Annotated in this window: 16 protein-coding genes and 1 other annotated feature (1 of these 17 running past the window's edge); of the genes, 8 read left to right on the top strand and 8 right to left on the bottom strand. The window is 38.7% G+C overall.

Annotation, left to right across the window (positions count from 1 at the left end; translation table 11 throughout):
• Positions 1–63: a binding site (T-box leader), on the bottom strand (it extends 155 nt beyond the left edge of the window).
• A 61-nt stretch (positions 64–124) separates the two neighbouring features.
• From F7732_RS12880 to F7732_RS12865, 3 genes are all read right to left on the bottom strand, one after another.
• Entirely contained in the window at positions 125–496 is a 372-nt protein-coding gene (locus F7732_RS12880) for an iron chaperone (RefSeq protein ID WP_151574425.1), read from the bottom strand.
• A 361-nt stretch (positions 497–857) separates the two neighbouring features.
• Entirely contained in the window at positions 858–1,988 is a 1,131-nt protein-coding gene (gene ald / locus F7732_RS12870) for an alanine dehydrogenase (protein ID WP_151574424.1), read from the bottom strand.
• A 112-nt stretch (positions 1,989–2,100) separates the two neighbouring features.
• On the bottom strand, positions 2,101–3,357 hold the full coding sequence (locus tag F7732_RS12865; protein WP_151574423.1) for a PucR family transcriptional regulator: 1,257 nt from the start codon (positions 3,355–3,357) through the stop codon (positions 2,101–2,103).
• Positions 3,358–3,669: 312 nt separating this feature from the next.
• Between F7732_RS12865 and F7732_RS12860 the strand changes: the two genes are divergently transcribed.
• Complete coding sequence (locus F7732_RS12860) at positions 3,670–5,070, top strand: alanine/glycine:cation symporter family protein (protein WP_240056613.1); 1,401 nt, start codon at positions 3,670–3,672, stop codon at positions 5,068–5,070.
• Between the two features lie 91 nt (positions 5,071–5,161).
• Here F7732_RS12860 and F7732_RS12855 read toward each other — a convergent pair whose 3' ends face one another.
• Entirely contained in the window at positions 5,162–5,413 is a 252-nt protein-coding gene (locus F7732_RS12855) for a hypothetical protein (RefSeq protein ID WP_151574422.1), read from the bottom strand.
• A 249-nt stretch (positions 5,414–5,662) separates the two neighbouring features.
• Between F7732_RS12855 and F7732_RS12850 the strand changes: the two genes are divergently transcribed.
• The 4 genes from F7732_RS12850 to F7732_RS12835 all read left to right on the top strand — a co-directional run bounded on the left by F7732_RS12850 (position 5,663) and on the right by F7732_RS12835 (position 8,702).
• Positions 5,663–6,439, top strand: a complete 777-nt coding sequence (locus tag F7732_RS12850) for a glucose 1-dehydrogenase (protein WP_151574510.1) — start codon at positions 5,663–5,665, stop codon at positions 6,437–6,439.
• 49 nt (positions 6,440–6,488) lie between these two features.
• Positions 6,489–6,845, top strand: coding sequence for a hypothetical protein (locus F7732_RS12845; RefSeq protein ID WP_151574421.1), 357 nt, complete (start codon positions 6,489–6,491; stop codon positions 6,843–6,845).
• Position 6,846: 1 nt separating this feature from the next.
• Positions 6,847–7,893, top strand: a complete 1,047-nt coding sequence (locus F7732_RS12840) for an alpha/beta fold hydrolase (protein WP_151574420.1) — start codon at positions 6,847–6,849, stop codon at positions 7,891–7,893.
• Between the two features lie 284 nt (positions 7,894–8,177).
• Positions 8,178–8,702 (top strand): MerR family transcriptional regulator, encoded by a 525-nt coding sequence (locus F7732_RS12835; protein ID WP_161598881.1) that lies wholly within the window; start codon positions 8,178–8,180, stop codon positions 8,700–8,702.
• A gap of 109 nt (positions 8,703–8,811) precedes the next feature.
• On the opposite strand, the gene F7732_RS12830 is transcribed toward F7732_RS12835, so the two are convergent.
• From F7732_RS12830 to F7732_RS12815, 4 genes are all read right to left on the bottom strand, one after another.
• Positions 8,812–9,567, bottom strand: coding sequence for a DeoR/GlpR family DNA-binding transcription regulator (locus F7732_RS12830; RefSeq protein ID WP_151574418.1), 756 nt, complete (start codon positions 9,565–9,567; stop codon positions 8,812–8,814).
• Between the two features lie 90 nt (positions 9,568–9,657).
• Positions 9,658–10,251: a sulfite oxidase-like oxidoreductase gene (locus F7732_RS12825; RefSeq protein ID WP_151574417.1), complete on the bottom strand. Its 594-nt coding sequence runs from the start codon at positions 10,249–10,251 to the stop codon at positions 9,658–9,660.
• 130 nt (positions 10,252–10,381) lie between these two features.
• On the bottom strand, positions 10,382–11,692 hold the full coding sequence (locus tag F7732_RS12820) for a Na+/H+ antiporter family protein (RefSeq protein ID WP_151574415.1): 1,311 nt from the start codon (positions 11,690–11,692) through the stop codon (positions 10,382–10,384).
• Positions 11,693–11,884: 192 nt separating this feature from the next.
• The gene (locus F7732_RS12815) at positions 11,885–13,045 is read right to left on the bottom strand and encodes a TIGR04053 family radical SAM/SPASM domain-containing protein (RefSeq protein ID WP_151574413.1); all 1,161 of its coding nucleotides are present in this window, start codon (positions 13,043–13,045) and stop codon (positions 11,885–11,887) included.
• Between the two features lie 198 nt (positions 13,046–13,243).
• Between F7732_RS12815 and F7732_RS12810 the strand changes: the two genes are divergently transcribed.
• From F7732_RS12810 to F7732_RS12800, 3 genes are all read left to right on the top strand, one after another.
• On the top strand, positions 13,244–13,714 hold the full coding sequence (locus F7732_RS12810; RefSeq protein ID WP_151574411.1) for a CBO0543 family protein: 471 nt from the start codon (positions 13,244–13,246) through the stop codon (positions 13,712–13,714).
• 196 nt (positions 13,715–13,910) lie between these two features.
• On the top strand, positions 13,911–14,447 hold the full coding sequence (locus F7732_RS12805) for a GrpB family protein (protein WP_151574409.1): 537 nt from the start codon (positions 13,911–13,913) through the stop codon (positions 14,445–14,447).
• Between the two features lie 75 nt (positions 14,448–14,522).
• Entirely contained in the window at positions 14,523–15,083 is a 561-nt protein-coding gene (locus tag F7732_RS12800; protein ID WP_151574407.1) for a GNAT family N-acetyltransferase, read from the top strand.
• Positions 15,084–15,104: the final 21 nt, after the last annotated feature.

Here is a 15,104-nt window from a genome sequence, read left to right as displayed (position 1 = left end):
AGCATATGGCTCCCTCTCTGTTATAAACATCTTCACTATACTAATCTCCATCAACGTTTCCTATTCATTTTTCAAGATTATATAAATTATTATGATGAAAGTCAATTGTGAATATAATCTAAATCTATTTTCTCCAAAAAGTAGGACAATCAGCCTTGTCCAAGATATTAAATTGGATCATCTTTTCCAGTAATTCATAATCAATGGGCTCTTTCCATTTAAAGCGCACTAACTCCTTCGTATGATCATGTCCTGCCTGTTCAATGTCCTCTAATACATGGTTCATGCCTGCTTGTTCAGGAGCAACACTCATATGGTTTTTCGCTGCGCTGAAACCAATAATAAACGTATCGTGATCGGTAAACATCGGCTGGTTCCATTTGATGACAGGCATCAAAGTAGGGAATGTACTTTTTATCCATGTAAAAACTTCTTCCATACGCACACGATGCTCTACAGTCTTTAAACTTGCTAAATACTCTTCAAACACTTCCATCTTCTTCTCTCCTGTCTTAACATTAAATTTGATAGAACCTGCACTAATCACACTGTAAAATTCTCCACTCTATCTTTTTCAAATATATATTCTAGGAGAAGATTAGTCAAAATGACCATCAGGATTGCAAAATCAATAGGATTAAAGGGCATCTCAGAATGACAACCTTATTGCCTGCAGATTTTATATCAAACAGGAAATGCAGCTTGGCGGAGTTGTTATTCTAAAGCATGCTTTTAATCCAAACATTGATAAAATTTTATATTGGTATAAATCTTTTCCGAATAAAAGTACGCTAAATTTCAGTCGCGAATGGATAACACAAAGAATCCCCCTTTTGCTCGAAAAAGGGGGACTGCTATTATTTTGAAACCTCAGCACTTACAAATGCTTCGGCAACAGGCACATATGGGTAGCCAAGATCTCTTGCCACAGCTTCATAAGTGATCTTTCCGTTCACAGCGTTAACACCAAGCTTAAGTGCAGCATTTTCTGCAACAGCTTTTTCAACGCCTTTATTTGCTATTTGCACTGCATAAGGAATCGTTACATTTGTTAAAGCGAGTGTTGACGTTCTAGGTACTGCTCCAGGCATGTTTGCTACAGCATAGTGAACAACACCATGTTTCTCATATGTCGGAAAATCATGAGTTGTTACATGATCAACAGTCTCAACAATTCCGCCTTGGTCAACAGCAACATCAATGACAACTGATCCTGGCTTCATCGTTTTGATCATATCTTCTGTCACTAGCTTTGGTGCTTTTGCTCCTGGAATCAGAACAGCACCAATAACAAGATCCGCTTCTTTTACACTCTCAGCAATATTGAATGGATTGGACATGAGAGTTTGAATATTATTGCCAAAAATATCGTCAAGCTGACGAAGACGCTCTGGACTTAAGTCGATGATTGTTACCTCTGCACCAAGACCAATCGCCATTTTCGCAGCATTGATGCCTACTACACCACCGCCGATGATCGTTACTTTTCCGCGTGATACGCCAGGAACTCCTGCAAGCAGAATCCCTTTTCCGCCATTTGTTTTCTGCAGGAACTGCGCACCAATTTGTGATGCCATCCGCCCTGCAACTTCACTCATTGGTGTAAGTAAAGGCAATGTGCGATTTACTTCAACGGTTTCATATGCAATTGCTGTTACTCCGCTTTCAGTTAATGCTTTTGCAAGTTCTGGCTCTGCTGCCAGATGCAGATAAGTGAACAATACTAACCCTTTGCGGAAATATCCGTATTCAGATGAAAGCGGCTCTTTTACTTTCATGACCATGTCCGCATTCCAGGCTTCCGCAGCTGTATTAACAATTTTTGCACCTGCTTGTACGTAATGAGCATCCTCAAACCCGCTGCCCTCACCTGCATTTGTTTCAATCAGCACTTCGTGGCCTGCTTTAACCAGTGCATCAACCCCAGCAGGTGTCATCGCAACACGATTTTCATTATTTTTCACTTCTCTAGGTACCCCAATGATCATGTAAAATTCCCCTTTCATCTTAACAAAGTAAACGTTATCAACAGTATAATAATTTAAACACTTTTTGGCATTGTCGATATATGAAAATAAAAAAAGCATCGTTTGTGAAATTCTACAAACGATGCTTTTTATTTTCTAACCTTCTCATTTTCAATTCAAGAAACAGACTCACTTTTTGGTTTGTATTTTTCAAATCAATACCGCTGATCTCAGTGATTCTTTTTAATCTGTAGGTTAATGTATTTACATGAACATGAAGCTTTTTAGCCGTATCATTTACATTACTGTCGTAATTAATATAGCTTTCAAGCGTTTGAAGCAGCATGGTTTTATGTTCTTGATCATAGTTTTGCAATTTTTCCAGTGCAGGATGCGCAAAAGGATCCTGCCGCCTTTTTTCCATTAACAGTTCAATATAGCGAAAAATTCCCAATTGCCTATGACTGTTAATATTGTCTATTTCATCCTTAAACTGCTCTTTTAAACGGACAACCTCTTGCGCTTCCTGATAGCTTGCTTCCACCTTATCATATGTATCATATAATCCGCCGCAGCCACCAATAATACCGTCAACTTGAAAACGGGATTTCATTTCTCCTATGAAAAAATTTAGAAACTCAATAATGGGTGCTTCAGATTTTTCCTGTACTGGCGGTGAGGCAAGCACGATGAATTCATTGCCCATTGCAGCGTGAAAAGAAATATTAATCTTTTGGCTCGTTGTCATTAAATAAATAATATTTTGTGTGACTTTCTCTGTGATGTTCTCAGTGAATTGAAATACGAGCACAATAAATGGCGAAGGCGGCTTAATATTCAATTCTTCAAATTTATTCTTTATTTCATTATGATTTCGATCGCTTCCGGTAAGAAGCTGCCAAAAAAAGTCCTGATAGCTCTCTACTCGTTTTTTCTTTTGCACATTTAGTTTTAACAATTCCGTTCTAGCAGCTGCTGCAGCCTGTTTTAAAAGATTTAGCTTTTGCTCGGTTAATTTCACTTCTCCTTCGACAACCCATATGTAACCAAGCACTTCATTATGATTGCGAATAGAAATGGCTACTCGGTCACCTAATCCTATTTCCTTCATTTCATGTATTCTTAAAGGTTCACCGCTTTGCATCAATTGTGGAATAATCCTTGCTTTCCATAGTGAATTAATCACCTTTTCGGGCACCTTTCGGCTAATGATGGTTGCAATTCTTGCGGAGTCCGTTGTGTCATCGTGTGTGCTATAAGCAAGAAGCCGATGGGTGGCATCTTCAATTGTAACTGGGCATTCTAAAACATCCCAAATTTTATCCACAAGATCCTCTAAATTCAGAAATGCATGTTTAAACGGATCTTTACCAGCCCGCATATCGTCCATCGCATAAACCTCCTTGCTTTTTGCCTCAAAATATACGAAACTTATTCCTTCATTATAACGGATTTTAAAAGTATGGATATCCCCAATAATATATTTAATTTTCGGAATAATAGATCTTTTTAAACATAGCTTGATGTTCCAACCCCTTGATCTTACAATAGAAAATATTCAAAATACTATTTTAAGATAAAGTTTCACTCATTGACTATGGGTTGAAATCAGCATCTTGTACCTGCATTAGTAACTGCCAAATGAAGAAACACTGTAATGGAGAATGATTGGTCACTTCACAGACGAAAAGGGGTTTGCATCTTGGATATTTTAGAAGTACTGAATGAAATAAACAGTGTTCTTTGGGGAACACCCAGCCTGCTATTATTATTTGGGACTGGAGTCGTCCTCACATTATTGTTAAAAGGAATTCAATTTACAAGATTGAAGTATGCTTTTAAGCTCGCCTTTACGCGAGAAGGACGAGCTACAGATGATTCTGAAGGGGACGTAAGTAATTTTAAAGCCTTAATGACCGGGCTTGCTGCTACAATTGGAAACGGAAATATTGCAGGAATTGCAACTGCCATTACACTCGGTGGACCTGGAGCTATTTTCTGGATGTGGATTGTCGGTTTACTGGGCATGGCTACCAAGTATGCAGAAGCTCTCCTAGCGATGAAATACCGCAAGAAAAATGCAAATGGCGAATATTCAAGCGGTCCAATGTATTATATTGAATATGGATTAGGCAGAAAGTATAAATGGCTCGCCATTTTATTTGCTATCTTTGGCGCTTTTGCGGCATTTGGAATTGGCAATAGTGTACAATCAAATACGATTGCCTCTGTAATGAAGGATTCATTTGGCGTTAATGAGATTGTGACTGGTGTTATTCTTGCCGCCTTAACCGCTCTGATTGTGTTCGGCGGTATTCAGAGAATAAGTACAGTAGCAAGCTTCTTTGTGCCCATTATGGCCTTTTTATATATCAGCGGCTCCTTAATCATTCTTTTTATCAATTATGATCAAATTATTCCAGCATTTGAAACCATCTTCCATTATGCATTTAACCCTGTCGCTGCTGCAGGAGGATTTGCAGGTATCCTTGTAATGGATGCTATTAAGAATGGTGTTGCCCGCGGAATATTCTCAAATGAAGCTGGGTTAGGAACTGCAGCATTAATCGCCGGAAATGCGAAAACCGATCATCCGGTTAAACAAGCATTGGTTGCCATGACTGGAACGTTTATCGTTACGATTATCGTCTGTACAATGACAGGACTTGTTCTTATTATTACAGGCTTCTGGGATACAACAGGCGGATTGCTTTCCGGAGTTGCACATGACCCCGCTTTAGAAGGCGGAGCTTTAACAAGTGCAGCTTTCGCTTCTGTATTAGGAACAGCTGGAGAATATATTGTTGCCTTCTCTGTTATTTTCTTTGGCTTTTCGACCATTGTAGGCTGGTATGTGTATGGCGAAAAATGCTTTGAGTATATCGTTGGGACAAAAGGTATTATGAGCTACAGAGCGATCTATATTTTAGCCTGCGGAATTGGAGCAGCAGCTAACCTGACAACCGTATGGGCTTTTGCTGATATGGCGAACGCTTTAATGATGATTCCAAACTTAATTGGGTTGATCCTTTTAAGAAAAGTGATTGTCGCAGATACAGAGGATTTCTTTGCAAATCATTATAAAAAGACCATAAAACCATAAGAGTTTACCAAAAACAAACTAATATATCAGCTTTGCTGATTGCTGTATACAAAAGGTGAGGTTCCTTAATGTGGGACCTCACCTTTTCACCTTAAAAAGGATAACGCGACATATCATGATATTGATGCATATTTTTAAAAATTCGAAAATGATAGAGGAAGTCATCCATAAACAAGGTTTGATCTTCATTAAATCCATATACCTGCAGAAAAAGCTCTAAGATGTGCAATTCCTCCTCACTCCAGTGCTGATAAATCCACAGCTTGCTTCCGAGCCTCTCATATAAGTGAGCATGACCTGCAAACGTAAAGACCTGCTCAAAATTCACTTCATCATTTTGCACACTCTCACTCCTTCTCTTATCATATCTAACCATCATTTCCAAAACTTATACTTCAGCAAAACAGGCAGCAGGCAAATCACACAATTTAAGCACCATCACCCATGCTTGTCTATATGATATAAGAAAAGTGGAAATCTGATCACTTTTGTTTAGCCATACGAAATGTGATGAGCAGTAGCATGCAGCAATTGTTTCGTTATGCTGGCAGTTGACTTACAGATGATGATAAAGAGGGAAGGTGTCATTGAATTGGAAATAGCAGATTTGTTTGATTTAAAAGGAAAAACAGCCATTGTCACTGGCGGGGGCAGAGGTCTTGGGAGGCAAATGGCTCATGCACTTGCAGAAGCTGGAGCTAATATCGTCGTTTGCTCACGAAAGCTGGAGCAATGTGAAAAGACCTGTGAAGAAATACATGAGCTTTATAACGTAAAAGCCATAGCCTTAGCCTGTGATATCAGAAATGCAGAAGAAATACATCAGATCGTGAAAGAAACGATTCAGCAGTTTGGTACATTAGACATTCTGATCAACAACAGCGGCGCTTCTTGGATTGGCGATGCCCTTACATTACCGGAAGATAAGTGGCAAAAGGTCATGGATGTCAATGTAAAAGGAACATTCTTATTCTCACAAGCAGCAGCAGCGATCATGAAGCAGCAGGGTTCTGGAAAAATCATTAACATTACTTCCGTTACAGGCATGTATGGAGCACCGGCAGCATTCTTAGATGCGATTGCCTATAGTACGAGCAAAGGCGCTGTCATTTCTTTTACAAAAGATTTAGCTGTTAAACTTGCTCCCTTTAATATACAAGTAAATGCCCTTTCTCCTGGCCTTTTCCCTACAAAAATTACTGCAGCATTGGAGCATGCTAAACCTGGCATCTTAAGAAAAATTCCAGCAGCTCGGTTTGGAGATGATAAGGACCTTAAGGGTGCTGCTCTCTTTTTGTCCTCCAGAGCTTCAGATTACATGACAGGTCAAGTCATGGTCCTGGATGGCGGACTGACAGCCTCTCTGTAATAAACCATTGTGTGCTAAAACACTTAACAATAGAAAGGAATAAAACGAAATGGATATTACACAACAGTTTTTTAACATATTAACAAGATCAGGTTTTCAAGTCGAACAAATGGTCAATCGCTCTATTCAGAACCACTTAAATAAACCAGCATTTGTGAAACTTGCCTCACAGCGTGCAAATGGGATGGCAAAAGGAATGAGCAGCCTCCAAAATACGGTGGAAATGCTTTCTGTTCCATTTAACTTTCCTACTAAAAATGATTTGGCAAATACAACAAACCTCATTGTTCAGTCCGAGGAAAAAATTGATAATCTTGAATATCAAATGATCTCCTTAACAAATGCTATTCACGATCTGCAGACAAATATCCGCTCAGCCAATCAAACACAAAGGGATAACCGTTGAAATGGCTTCTGAATTGGATAAGCTCATTAATAGCAGATTAAAAAATGTCTTTAACACGGTCAATAGTCCAGCTCCCGAAGTTGGACTAACGCCTAGACAAGCTGTTTGGAAAAAGAATAAAGCCACCCTCTGGTACTATCCTGCATTGCAAAAAAAATATGATACTCCTTTGTATTTTATTTATTCACTGATTAACCAGCCTTTTATCTTAGACTTAGGTCCAGGATACAGCTTAATTCAATTTCTAAACGAAAAAGGCTATGATATTTATTTACTGGATTTTGGCATTCCAACATACGCAGATAAGGGTCTTACAATGGATGATTATATTCTTCGCTATATTAAAAAAGGCGTGCAGCGCGCCTTAGTTCACAGCGGAGCATCACATATTTCTATCATTGGCTTCTGCATGGGCGGCACTTTTGCTTCAATCTATGCCGCCATTGCCGATGAACCCATCCAAAATCTTGTTCTGGCTGTTGCTCCTATTGACTTTTCCCATTTTCCAATATTTGATGAGTGGCAGAATGGTCTTAGAAATGGAGAAATAGATTTTGATGCCATTTTAGATACAGTAGGAGTTGTACCACCTGACTTTATGAAAATTGGACTTAGAGTTGTCGCCTCTCCTGTCTATATATCTCCTTATTTATCATTATTAAGAAAAGGGCATGATGAAGAATATGCACTAAAATGGAAAAGGTTTAATTTTTGGGCTGATTCGCATATTCCCTTTTCAGGTGCAGCACTAAAACAGATGATTCAGACCCTAGGAATTGAAAATGGGTTAATCAATGAAACATTATTAATCGATGGGGAACCTGTCAAATTATCAAATATAAATGCAAATTTGCTTGCTGTTGGCTCAAATGTTGATCGCCTGGTACCAAAGGAACAAGTTCAGCCAGTTATGGATCTTGTATCGAGTAAAGATAAAACATTTTATGCTCTAAAAGGCGGACATGCCACACTGGCAAGCAACAGAGAGGTACAGGAGTTTTTAAGCAGCTGGTTATCGGTCCGCTCAAATCCGATCAGACTAGGCTAAATTGTGATTTCTATAAAATATAGCTGAGAGGAGGTAGTGTAAGTGACAGCTGTTTTATCTAATGAAACTGCGATTGATTTTTCCCATACTCACATATGTTATTTAGGCTTCGCTGCCTTTGTTTTTAAAGAGTATATTTATTCCTTATATCAATAAAACGACATTTCCCTCTAAATATTGTTAGAATATCACCTTCTTTGTCTAATAAGAACTTCTTTTGTCACCCATACAGGAAAAAAAAGAGAGAAGTTGAATTTTTATATACATTAAAGGAGGGAATGTTCATGAATACAACAAATGTCGCACAATTGCTTAATGTATCAAAAAGTACAGTTCAGCGCTGGGTGAAGCAGCTTGATCTGCAGATGAAACGCAATGAGTTAGGCCATTATTCGTTTTCTGAAAATGATGTTGCATTACTGACGCAAGTCCATGAACAGCTGCAGGCAGGAAAGAATCTCCAGGAAATCAGTATAATGAGCAAAAAGCGAAGAAATGGCATCGTGAAAAAAGAAGAGAAAGATCACCGTACAATCGAGCTTCTAAAAAGAATTGACGAACTAGAGCTCCGGATTAATCGAAAAGCAGATGATGTTGTATCTTATCAGCTTTTACAGCATCGTCAAGAAATGGAAGAATTGCAAAAGCAAATTACGTCACTCAACGAACGAATGTCTGCTCTTGAAGCCACAGCCAGCACTCTGCAAAATTTCCCGCAGCGTCCCCAGGATACACTCCTGCTTTTAGATCAGGAGATACCACAGAAAAAATTAAAAAGAAAAAGCTTTTTCACCATGCTTTTTGGATAAAAAACAAGCTAAATAGCGTTACAGCAAATGCTGTAACGCTTTTATTTAAAGTGGACCAAACATAAAATAATCTGTCACGCCCTAATTGAATAGGTTACGCCGATCATCATTATGCGATAAGAAGCTCCACATTAAATCGCTCTAACAATTTCACAAATTCATGATCTGGCATCTGATCTGTAATCAGCAAATCGATCTCATCCAGACCGGCTATGCAGAAAAAGTCGGTAACCCCAAGCTTTGTATGGTCAGCTAAAACGATGGTCTGACTCGCCTGCTGAATCATTTTCCTCTTTACCATACCATCTTCTTCATGCGCCAGAGTAATCCCAGCTTCGGAAACACCAACAACGCCGATAAAAGCACGATCAACACGATAATGGCTGAGCTTTTCAATCACAGAAGAACCATACAAGAAACGATGCTCCTTATGCAGCATGCCTCCAAGCAGAATAATATCCACTTGCTTAAGATGAGATAAGATTTCAGCCTCATTGATGGAATTTGTAATGATCGTACAGGGAATATCATTCAACTGTTCGGCACAGGACTGAACCGTTGTCGATGCATCCAATATCACTTTATCTCCTTCGCCAATAAGCGAAGCTGCCCTTTTGCCGATACTCTTTTTTTCTTTTGATACCGTAATCAGCCTTTTCTCATAGTTTTTTATTTCATGATGAGATGACGGCAATATCGCACCGCCTCGGGTTCGAATAATCACACGGTCCTCTTCAAGTCTAACAAGGTCCCTTCGTGCGGTATCACGTGAGACATCAAAAAGCTGGCAAATTTGATCAACGGAAATCGAGTTGTTTTCCTTTAAATAATGCATGATCCGAATAATTCGTTCTTCTTGGTACATTTGATCAGCTACTTTTTAAGTAATTGTAAGTATTTAATGTTAATTTTAAGCTATATATTAAGTGATTTCAAGCAGTTTAATGAATTTCCATCAATCCCATGTAAAGCGCTGCTCTTTAAATGGGTCACCATAATTATGATAGCCGTTTCTCTCCCAAAATCCTGGTGTATCCACTGCTGAAAATTCAATGCCTCTTAGCCACTTTGCACTTTTCCAAAAATACAGATGCGGAAAAACGGCACGCAATGGAAAGCCATGCTCAGGAGTCAGCTTTTCATGGTTGTAGGAATGAGCAAGCAAACTGCTTTCTTTCATAAAATCCTCTATCGGAATATTGGTGCTCCAATCCTCCTCCGCATGTAAAATGACGTAGCGAGCGCTCTCTTTTACTTCTACACGCTGTGCAATAGACCTGCAGGATATACCTGTCCATACCGTATCAAGCTTCGACCAGCCCGTGACACAATGAATATCATTTTGATATTCTTTCTGCTCCAGCTTTAATACTTCATCATATCCTAATGTTATAGGCGAGTGTACCTCTCCGAAGATCTGCAGCGACCATTGATCCATGTCAGAGTAATAAGGAACATTGCCATAGTGAAGAACCGGAAAAGTTGTTGTGACATTCTGATTCGGCGGAACTCTGGAAGAAGTATGTTCTTTTATTTTTCCGAAATACATATGAACCTCTCCTTTGTTTTTAGTTTTATCATACCCTAATTCTTGATCAATAGGTGATAGTGATAGATTCTACTACCCATAATGCTTATATAATAAAAAAAAGTGCCCAAGCGAATGGACACTCTCTCATTTATAAAATCATTGCTGCAATCCAGCCAAAAGCGATAAGCGGGATATTGTAGTGAAGAAATGTTGGAACACATGTATCCCAAATGTGGTTATGCTGTCCGTCTGCATTTAATCCGGATGTCGGTCCGAGTGTACTATCAGACGCTGGTGAACCTGCATCCCCAAGGGCAGCTGCTGTTCCAACAAGTGCGATCGTTGCCATTGGACTGAAGCCAAGTTCTAGTGCAAGCGGAACAAAGATCGTTGTAATAATTGGAATAGTTGAAAACGAAGAACCAATTCCCATCGTCACCAGCAAACCAACGACAAGCATCAGCAACGCAGCCATCGCCTTATTCCCAGCTACTGCATCTGCCGCAAGCTGAACGAGTGACTCTACGTCACCAGTTGCCTTCATTACTTCTGCAAAACCAAACGCTGCCAGCATGACAAATCCAATGAAAGCCATCATTTTCATGCCATCTGTTAAAAGCTGATCAGCTTCCTTCCACTTAACAGCTCCACTGATATACAGAACAATTAGGCCTGAAACTGCACCTATAATCATAGAATCCGTAACAATTTGAACAATAAGAGCTGCAGCAATGGCTGCGAGTCCGAAAAGGATATCATTTTTCCGATAAGATATTTTTTCTTGGTCGACAACACTAATATCTGAGTAGCTTCTATTTTTTCTATATGATATAAACGCAATTGCCAAACCAACTGCCATGCCGCCTACCGGAATCAGCATTGCTATTGGAATATCATTCATATTCACAGCAAGTCCGCTATTATTCATGTTCTCTGCAAGTATCTCATGAAAGATCTGTCCAAAACCTGCTGGAATCAGCATATACGGAGCAGTTAACCCGAAAGTCAGCACTGCTGCAATCAATCTGCGATCTATTTGCAGTTCATTCATAATCTTTAAAAGCGGCGGAATCAAAATGGGTATAAAGGCAATATGAATGGGAATAACATTCTGTGACATGCAGGCCATTAATAAAATAGCAAAAATCATAAAAGCCTTCGACAGTGTCTTTCCTCTGCCTTCTCCATTCACAGCTACCTTGCCCAGCACCCAGTCTACTAATACATTCGGAAGACCTGTGCTTGAGATTGCAACCGCAAACCCGCCAAGCAATGCATAGCTTAAAGCAACTTCTGCACTTCCGCCAAGACCGCCTGAAAAGACTTCAATCGTTTCAGTTAGGTTAAGACCACCCGTTAAGCCTCCGATTACAGCACCTGTGATTAAAGCGAGAACAACATTTACTCTGAATAAGCTAAGTAATAGCATAATTAATACAGCAATGATGACTGAATTCATAATAGTAACCCCTTTTTGCTTTATTACGATAAATTGGTAGAGAACTAAAATACGATTATAAAATTATCATAGTATTGCAGTGCATGTCAATCATTTTATTTTAGTTCGCTAGTGTGATAAAGAGTATGGAGTTCTTTTTATTGCAATAATAAAAAAACTGAAGCCAGAGAAATAATTCTCCGGCTTCTACTTTTACAATGCTGCTTTTTTCCCTCTTAATTCTTTCGGAATATATACACAATATGGTTCGCTCTCAAGGTAATCGCCTGTAACAGCATAGGTTCTAGAGCGAGAGCCTCCGCAAACGAATCGATATTCACATACACCGCATTTGCCTTTATAAAGATCTGGATTGCGCAGTTCTTTTAAGACTGGTGCATGACGATATATGTCCTTTAATGGTTTTTCACGCACATTTCCGACTTTGATTGGGAGAAGTCCGCTTGGCAATACATCACCTGTATGTGATACAAATATAAAGCCATTGCCATCATTAACGCCTTTTGGAGCACGGCTCAATCCGTCGATGCCTGATGCAGCATCTCTCACAATTGTGTCCTGGTACTCAATTTTATCTCCAGCTACAAGCTTGTCCTTCACCTTTTGCTGCAAAACAACTCGTCGATAATGCTGAGCAGCAGTTGTTTTAATGTCAAAAGGAGCTTTTTTGCCTAATTCGTAAAGCCATTTAAACACCTTTTCATGTTCAAGCGGTGTCAGGCATGCATCCTGCTGCCCTCTGCCTGTAGGAACTAGCAAAAAGATATACCACATCACGGCTTTTAAATCTTTAACCAGTTCCGCCATTTGCTCCAGGTGGTCGTAGTTGTAGCGTGAGATTACGGTATTAATTTGCAGCGGCATGTCCAGTTCATTTAAATAGTGGATTTTTTCAACCGTTAAATCAAAGGAGCCAGATGTTCCCCTGAAGTGATCATGAATTTCTGGAGTTGGTCCATCCAAACTAAGTCCCCAGCGGGAAAGCCCGACACTTTTGGCGCGTTCCATTTTCTCTTTTGTGACATTTGCTGTTGCACTTGGCGTCATAGACACACGCATACCTTTTTGCACCGCATATTCAGCAAGTTCAAACAAATCTTCCCTCATCATGCAATCTCCGCCGGTAAAGACAAGCATCGGTTTATTCATTTCATATATCTGATCAATTAATTCAAAACCTTCTTTTGTTGTCAGTTCATTCGGATCACGCCTTAATTGCGCGTCGGCTCTGCAGTGAACACATTTCAATTCACATGCTCTAGTTACTTCCCAAATAACGATAAAAGGGTTTTCATTAAAGTCCATTGACGTCCTGTTCATATGTCCGGGATGCCCTCCCATTTTACCATGCATGTTATCACCATTTTCCCATTTATTATTGTTCAAAATCAGTATATCGAGTATTGATTTGACAAGCTGTGGTATTTGTTACATTTAGCTATTATAAATTCGAAAATTTGTTCACATTCAATCAATCTAAAAAGATGATTAACAAATAATTCGTGAGTAGATATTTAAAATTGAAACAAACTAAAAAAAGAGGTGGGCAAAATGAAAAATCACAAATTATCTAAATTTTTTTTAGTTTGCATTAGTGTCATTGGACTTGTTCTGTTGCCATTTGCTATTTTTAAACGGTCAACAAAGGATTGGGTCATTATTAACCTTGTAGCAGTGATCGGCAATTCCTTTATAGATAAATATTTAGTGCTAAAAGGTTTTTTAAAATATCCGCACCGGTTATTTCCGAAGTATGTCATTCATCTTCCTTTTGACTTTATTCTTTATCCACTGCTGCTGCTTTACTATAATCAATGGACGGTCGACAGTAAGCCTCTTGGCCTTTTTCTAAAGTTATTTCCTTTTATTATCCCTCAAGTCATAATCGAGACCTTTGCCGAAAGGAAAACTAAATTGATTACATGGAGAAGGGGATGGGGTTGGCATCACTCCCTCATTAGCTTGGCTTTAAAACTATTAGTATGCCGGGGCATTATTGCTTTCATTAGAAGAATAGACTAAATGCAAATCAGGATTGGTGGATTCTCTTGAAGGAAGCTTAGTCTCCTTTCCTAGACTGCGGGAGCTCAGTCTTCTTCCAATCCTCCTCTTAAAAACCCTAACGTACAAGGCTACTTTTCATAGTTATCCTGCTAAATATTTGAATTTTATGATAATATTACTTAATAGTCTTTCTAAACACAAAGGAGCTGAATTTGTGCAGTTAGGATTAAAAAGAGAGGAAATCAGATTGGCGGATTACAATCCAGAATGGACAAAAGAGTTTAGTAGAGTGAGAGTTCATCTACTGCAAAATATTCAAATGAACGAGAATTGGATCCAGCATATTGGCAGCACAGCTATAAAAGGAATGCCTGCAAAACCCATTTTGGATATTTTAGTTGGAGTAAATGATTTGAATAATGTAAATAGCAGCCTATTTACCGGTTTAAAGAATTGCGGATTTTTACGGCTAAAGGTTGAACGGCCAGGAGAAATAGTGTTCGCTAAATTCACTGACCAAACTTATGAAGTAAAAACACATTACCTGCATCTAACTGAATATAGAAGCGAACTTTGGAATAATTTGATTTTCTTTAGAGACTATCTAAATTCAAACGAAACAGCTAGAAAAAGATATTTAAAGATTAAAAAAGAATACTTAGAGAAGTCTTCATCTGGAATGAATGAATATACCGACTATAAAGAGAAATTTGTAAAGTATATTTATAACAAGAGGACCAGCCAAAACTAGAATAGTCTTGGTTTTCTATTTCCCCATGTGGAAGGAAAAAAATTTTCGGCTGTTATACAGAAAGGAGAACCTTGAATGACCTATAATCCAGCCACTCAAACAATCAAAACCAGCAGGTTAATATTAAGATTATTTACTACTGAAGATGCATTACGGGTTGCCGAGCTATGCAATAATGACAATATTTATAAAAACACTTTATACCTTCCCTTTCCATACAAAATGGATGATGCTTTATCGTGGATCAGACTTCATTCACACCATTTCAATGAAAATAAAAAATATGAATTTGCCATAACAGATAGAATTTCAGGTGAGTTATACGGAGCAATTGCGTTATCTAACAATCATCATTTTAATCATGGAGAACTTGCCTACTGGGTTGGTGAAGAATACTGGGGAACAGGTTATGGTACAGAAGCAGCTAAAGCCGTCATTGACTTTGCTTTCCAAGAGAAACAGTATCAAAAAGTATTTGCTCGCTGCTTTGTATCAAATCCAGCATCAGGAAGAGTGTTAGAAAAAATAGGAATGAAAAAAGAGGGAATCTTAAGACAGCATGTAAAGAAAGAGAATGAATATATCGATCTTGTTTGTTATGGCATTCTCTCTCATGAAGCTGCTCCTTCGTCATAAAATGAGAGAGGCTCCCAAAGG

This window comes from Bacillus mesophilum, from assembly GCF_008923265.1.
GTDB classification, from domain to species: Bacteria; Bacillota; Bacilli; order Bacillales; family Cytobacillaceae; genus Cytobacillus; species Cytobacillus mesophilum.
This window is presented reverse-complemented; position numbering and strand designations above follow the sequence as displayed.

Bases quoted from the DNA above. Each gene is read 5' to 3' on its own strand.
- F7732_RS12880 (WP_151574425.1), bottom strand. From the start codon at position 496: ATGGAAGTGTTTGAAGAGTATTTAGCAAGTTTAAAGACTGTAGAGCAT.
- ald (WP_151574424.1), bottom strand. From the start codon at position 1,988: ATGATCATTGGGGTACCTAGAGAAGTGAAAAATAATGAAAATCGTGTT.
- F7732_RS12865 (WP_151574423.1), bottom strand. From the start codon at position 3,357: ATGGACGATATGCGGGCTGGTAAAGATCCGTTTAAACATGCATTTCTG.
- F7732_RS12845 (WP_151574421.1), top strand. From the start codon at position 6,489: ATGGATATTACACAACAGTTTTTTAACATATTAACAAGATCAGGTTTT.
- F7732_RS12840 (WP_151574420.1), top strand. From the start codon at position 6,847: ATGGCTTCTGAATTGGATAAGCTCATTAATAGCAGATTAAAAAATGTC.
- F7732_RS12835 (WP_161598881.1), top strand. From the start codon at position 8,178: ATGAATACAACAAATGTCGCACAATTGCTTAATGTATCAAAAAGTACA.
- F7732_RS12830 (WP_151574418.1), bottom strand. From the start codon at position 9,567: ATGTACCAAGAAGAACGAATTATTCGGATCATGCATTATTTAAAGGAA.
- F7732_RS12825 (WP_151574417.1), bottom strand. From the start codon at position 10,251: ATGTATTTCGGAAAAATAAAAGAACATACTTCTTCCAGAGTTCCGCCG.
- F7732_RS12820 (WP_151574415.1), bottom strand. From the start codon at position 11,692: ATGAATTCAGTCATCATTGCTGTATTAATTATGCTATTACTTAGCTTA.
- F7732_RS12815 (WP_151574413.1), bottom strand. From the start codon at position 13,045: ATGCATGGTAAAATGGGAGGGCATCCCGGACATATGAACAGGACGTCA.
- F7732_RS12810 (WP_151574411.1), top strand. From the start codon at position 13,244: ATGAAAAATCACAAATTATCTAAATTTTTTTTAGTTTGCATTAGTGTC.
- F7732_RS12800 (WP_151574407.1), top strand. From the start codon at position 14,523: ATGACCTATAATCCAGCCACTCAAACAATCAAAACCAGCAGGTTAATA.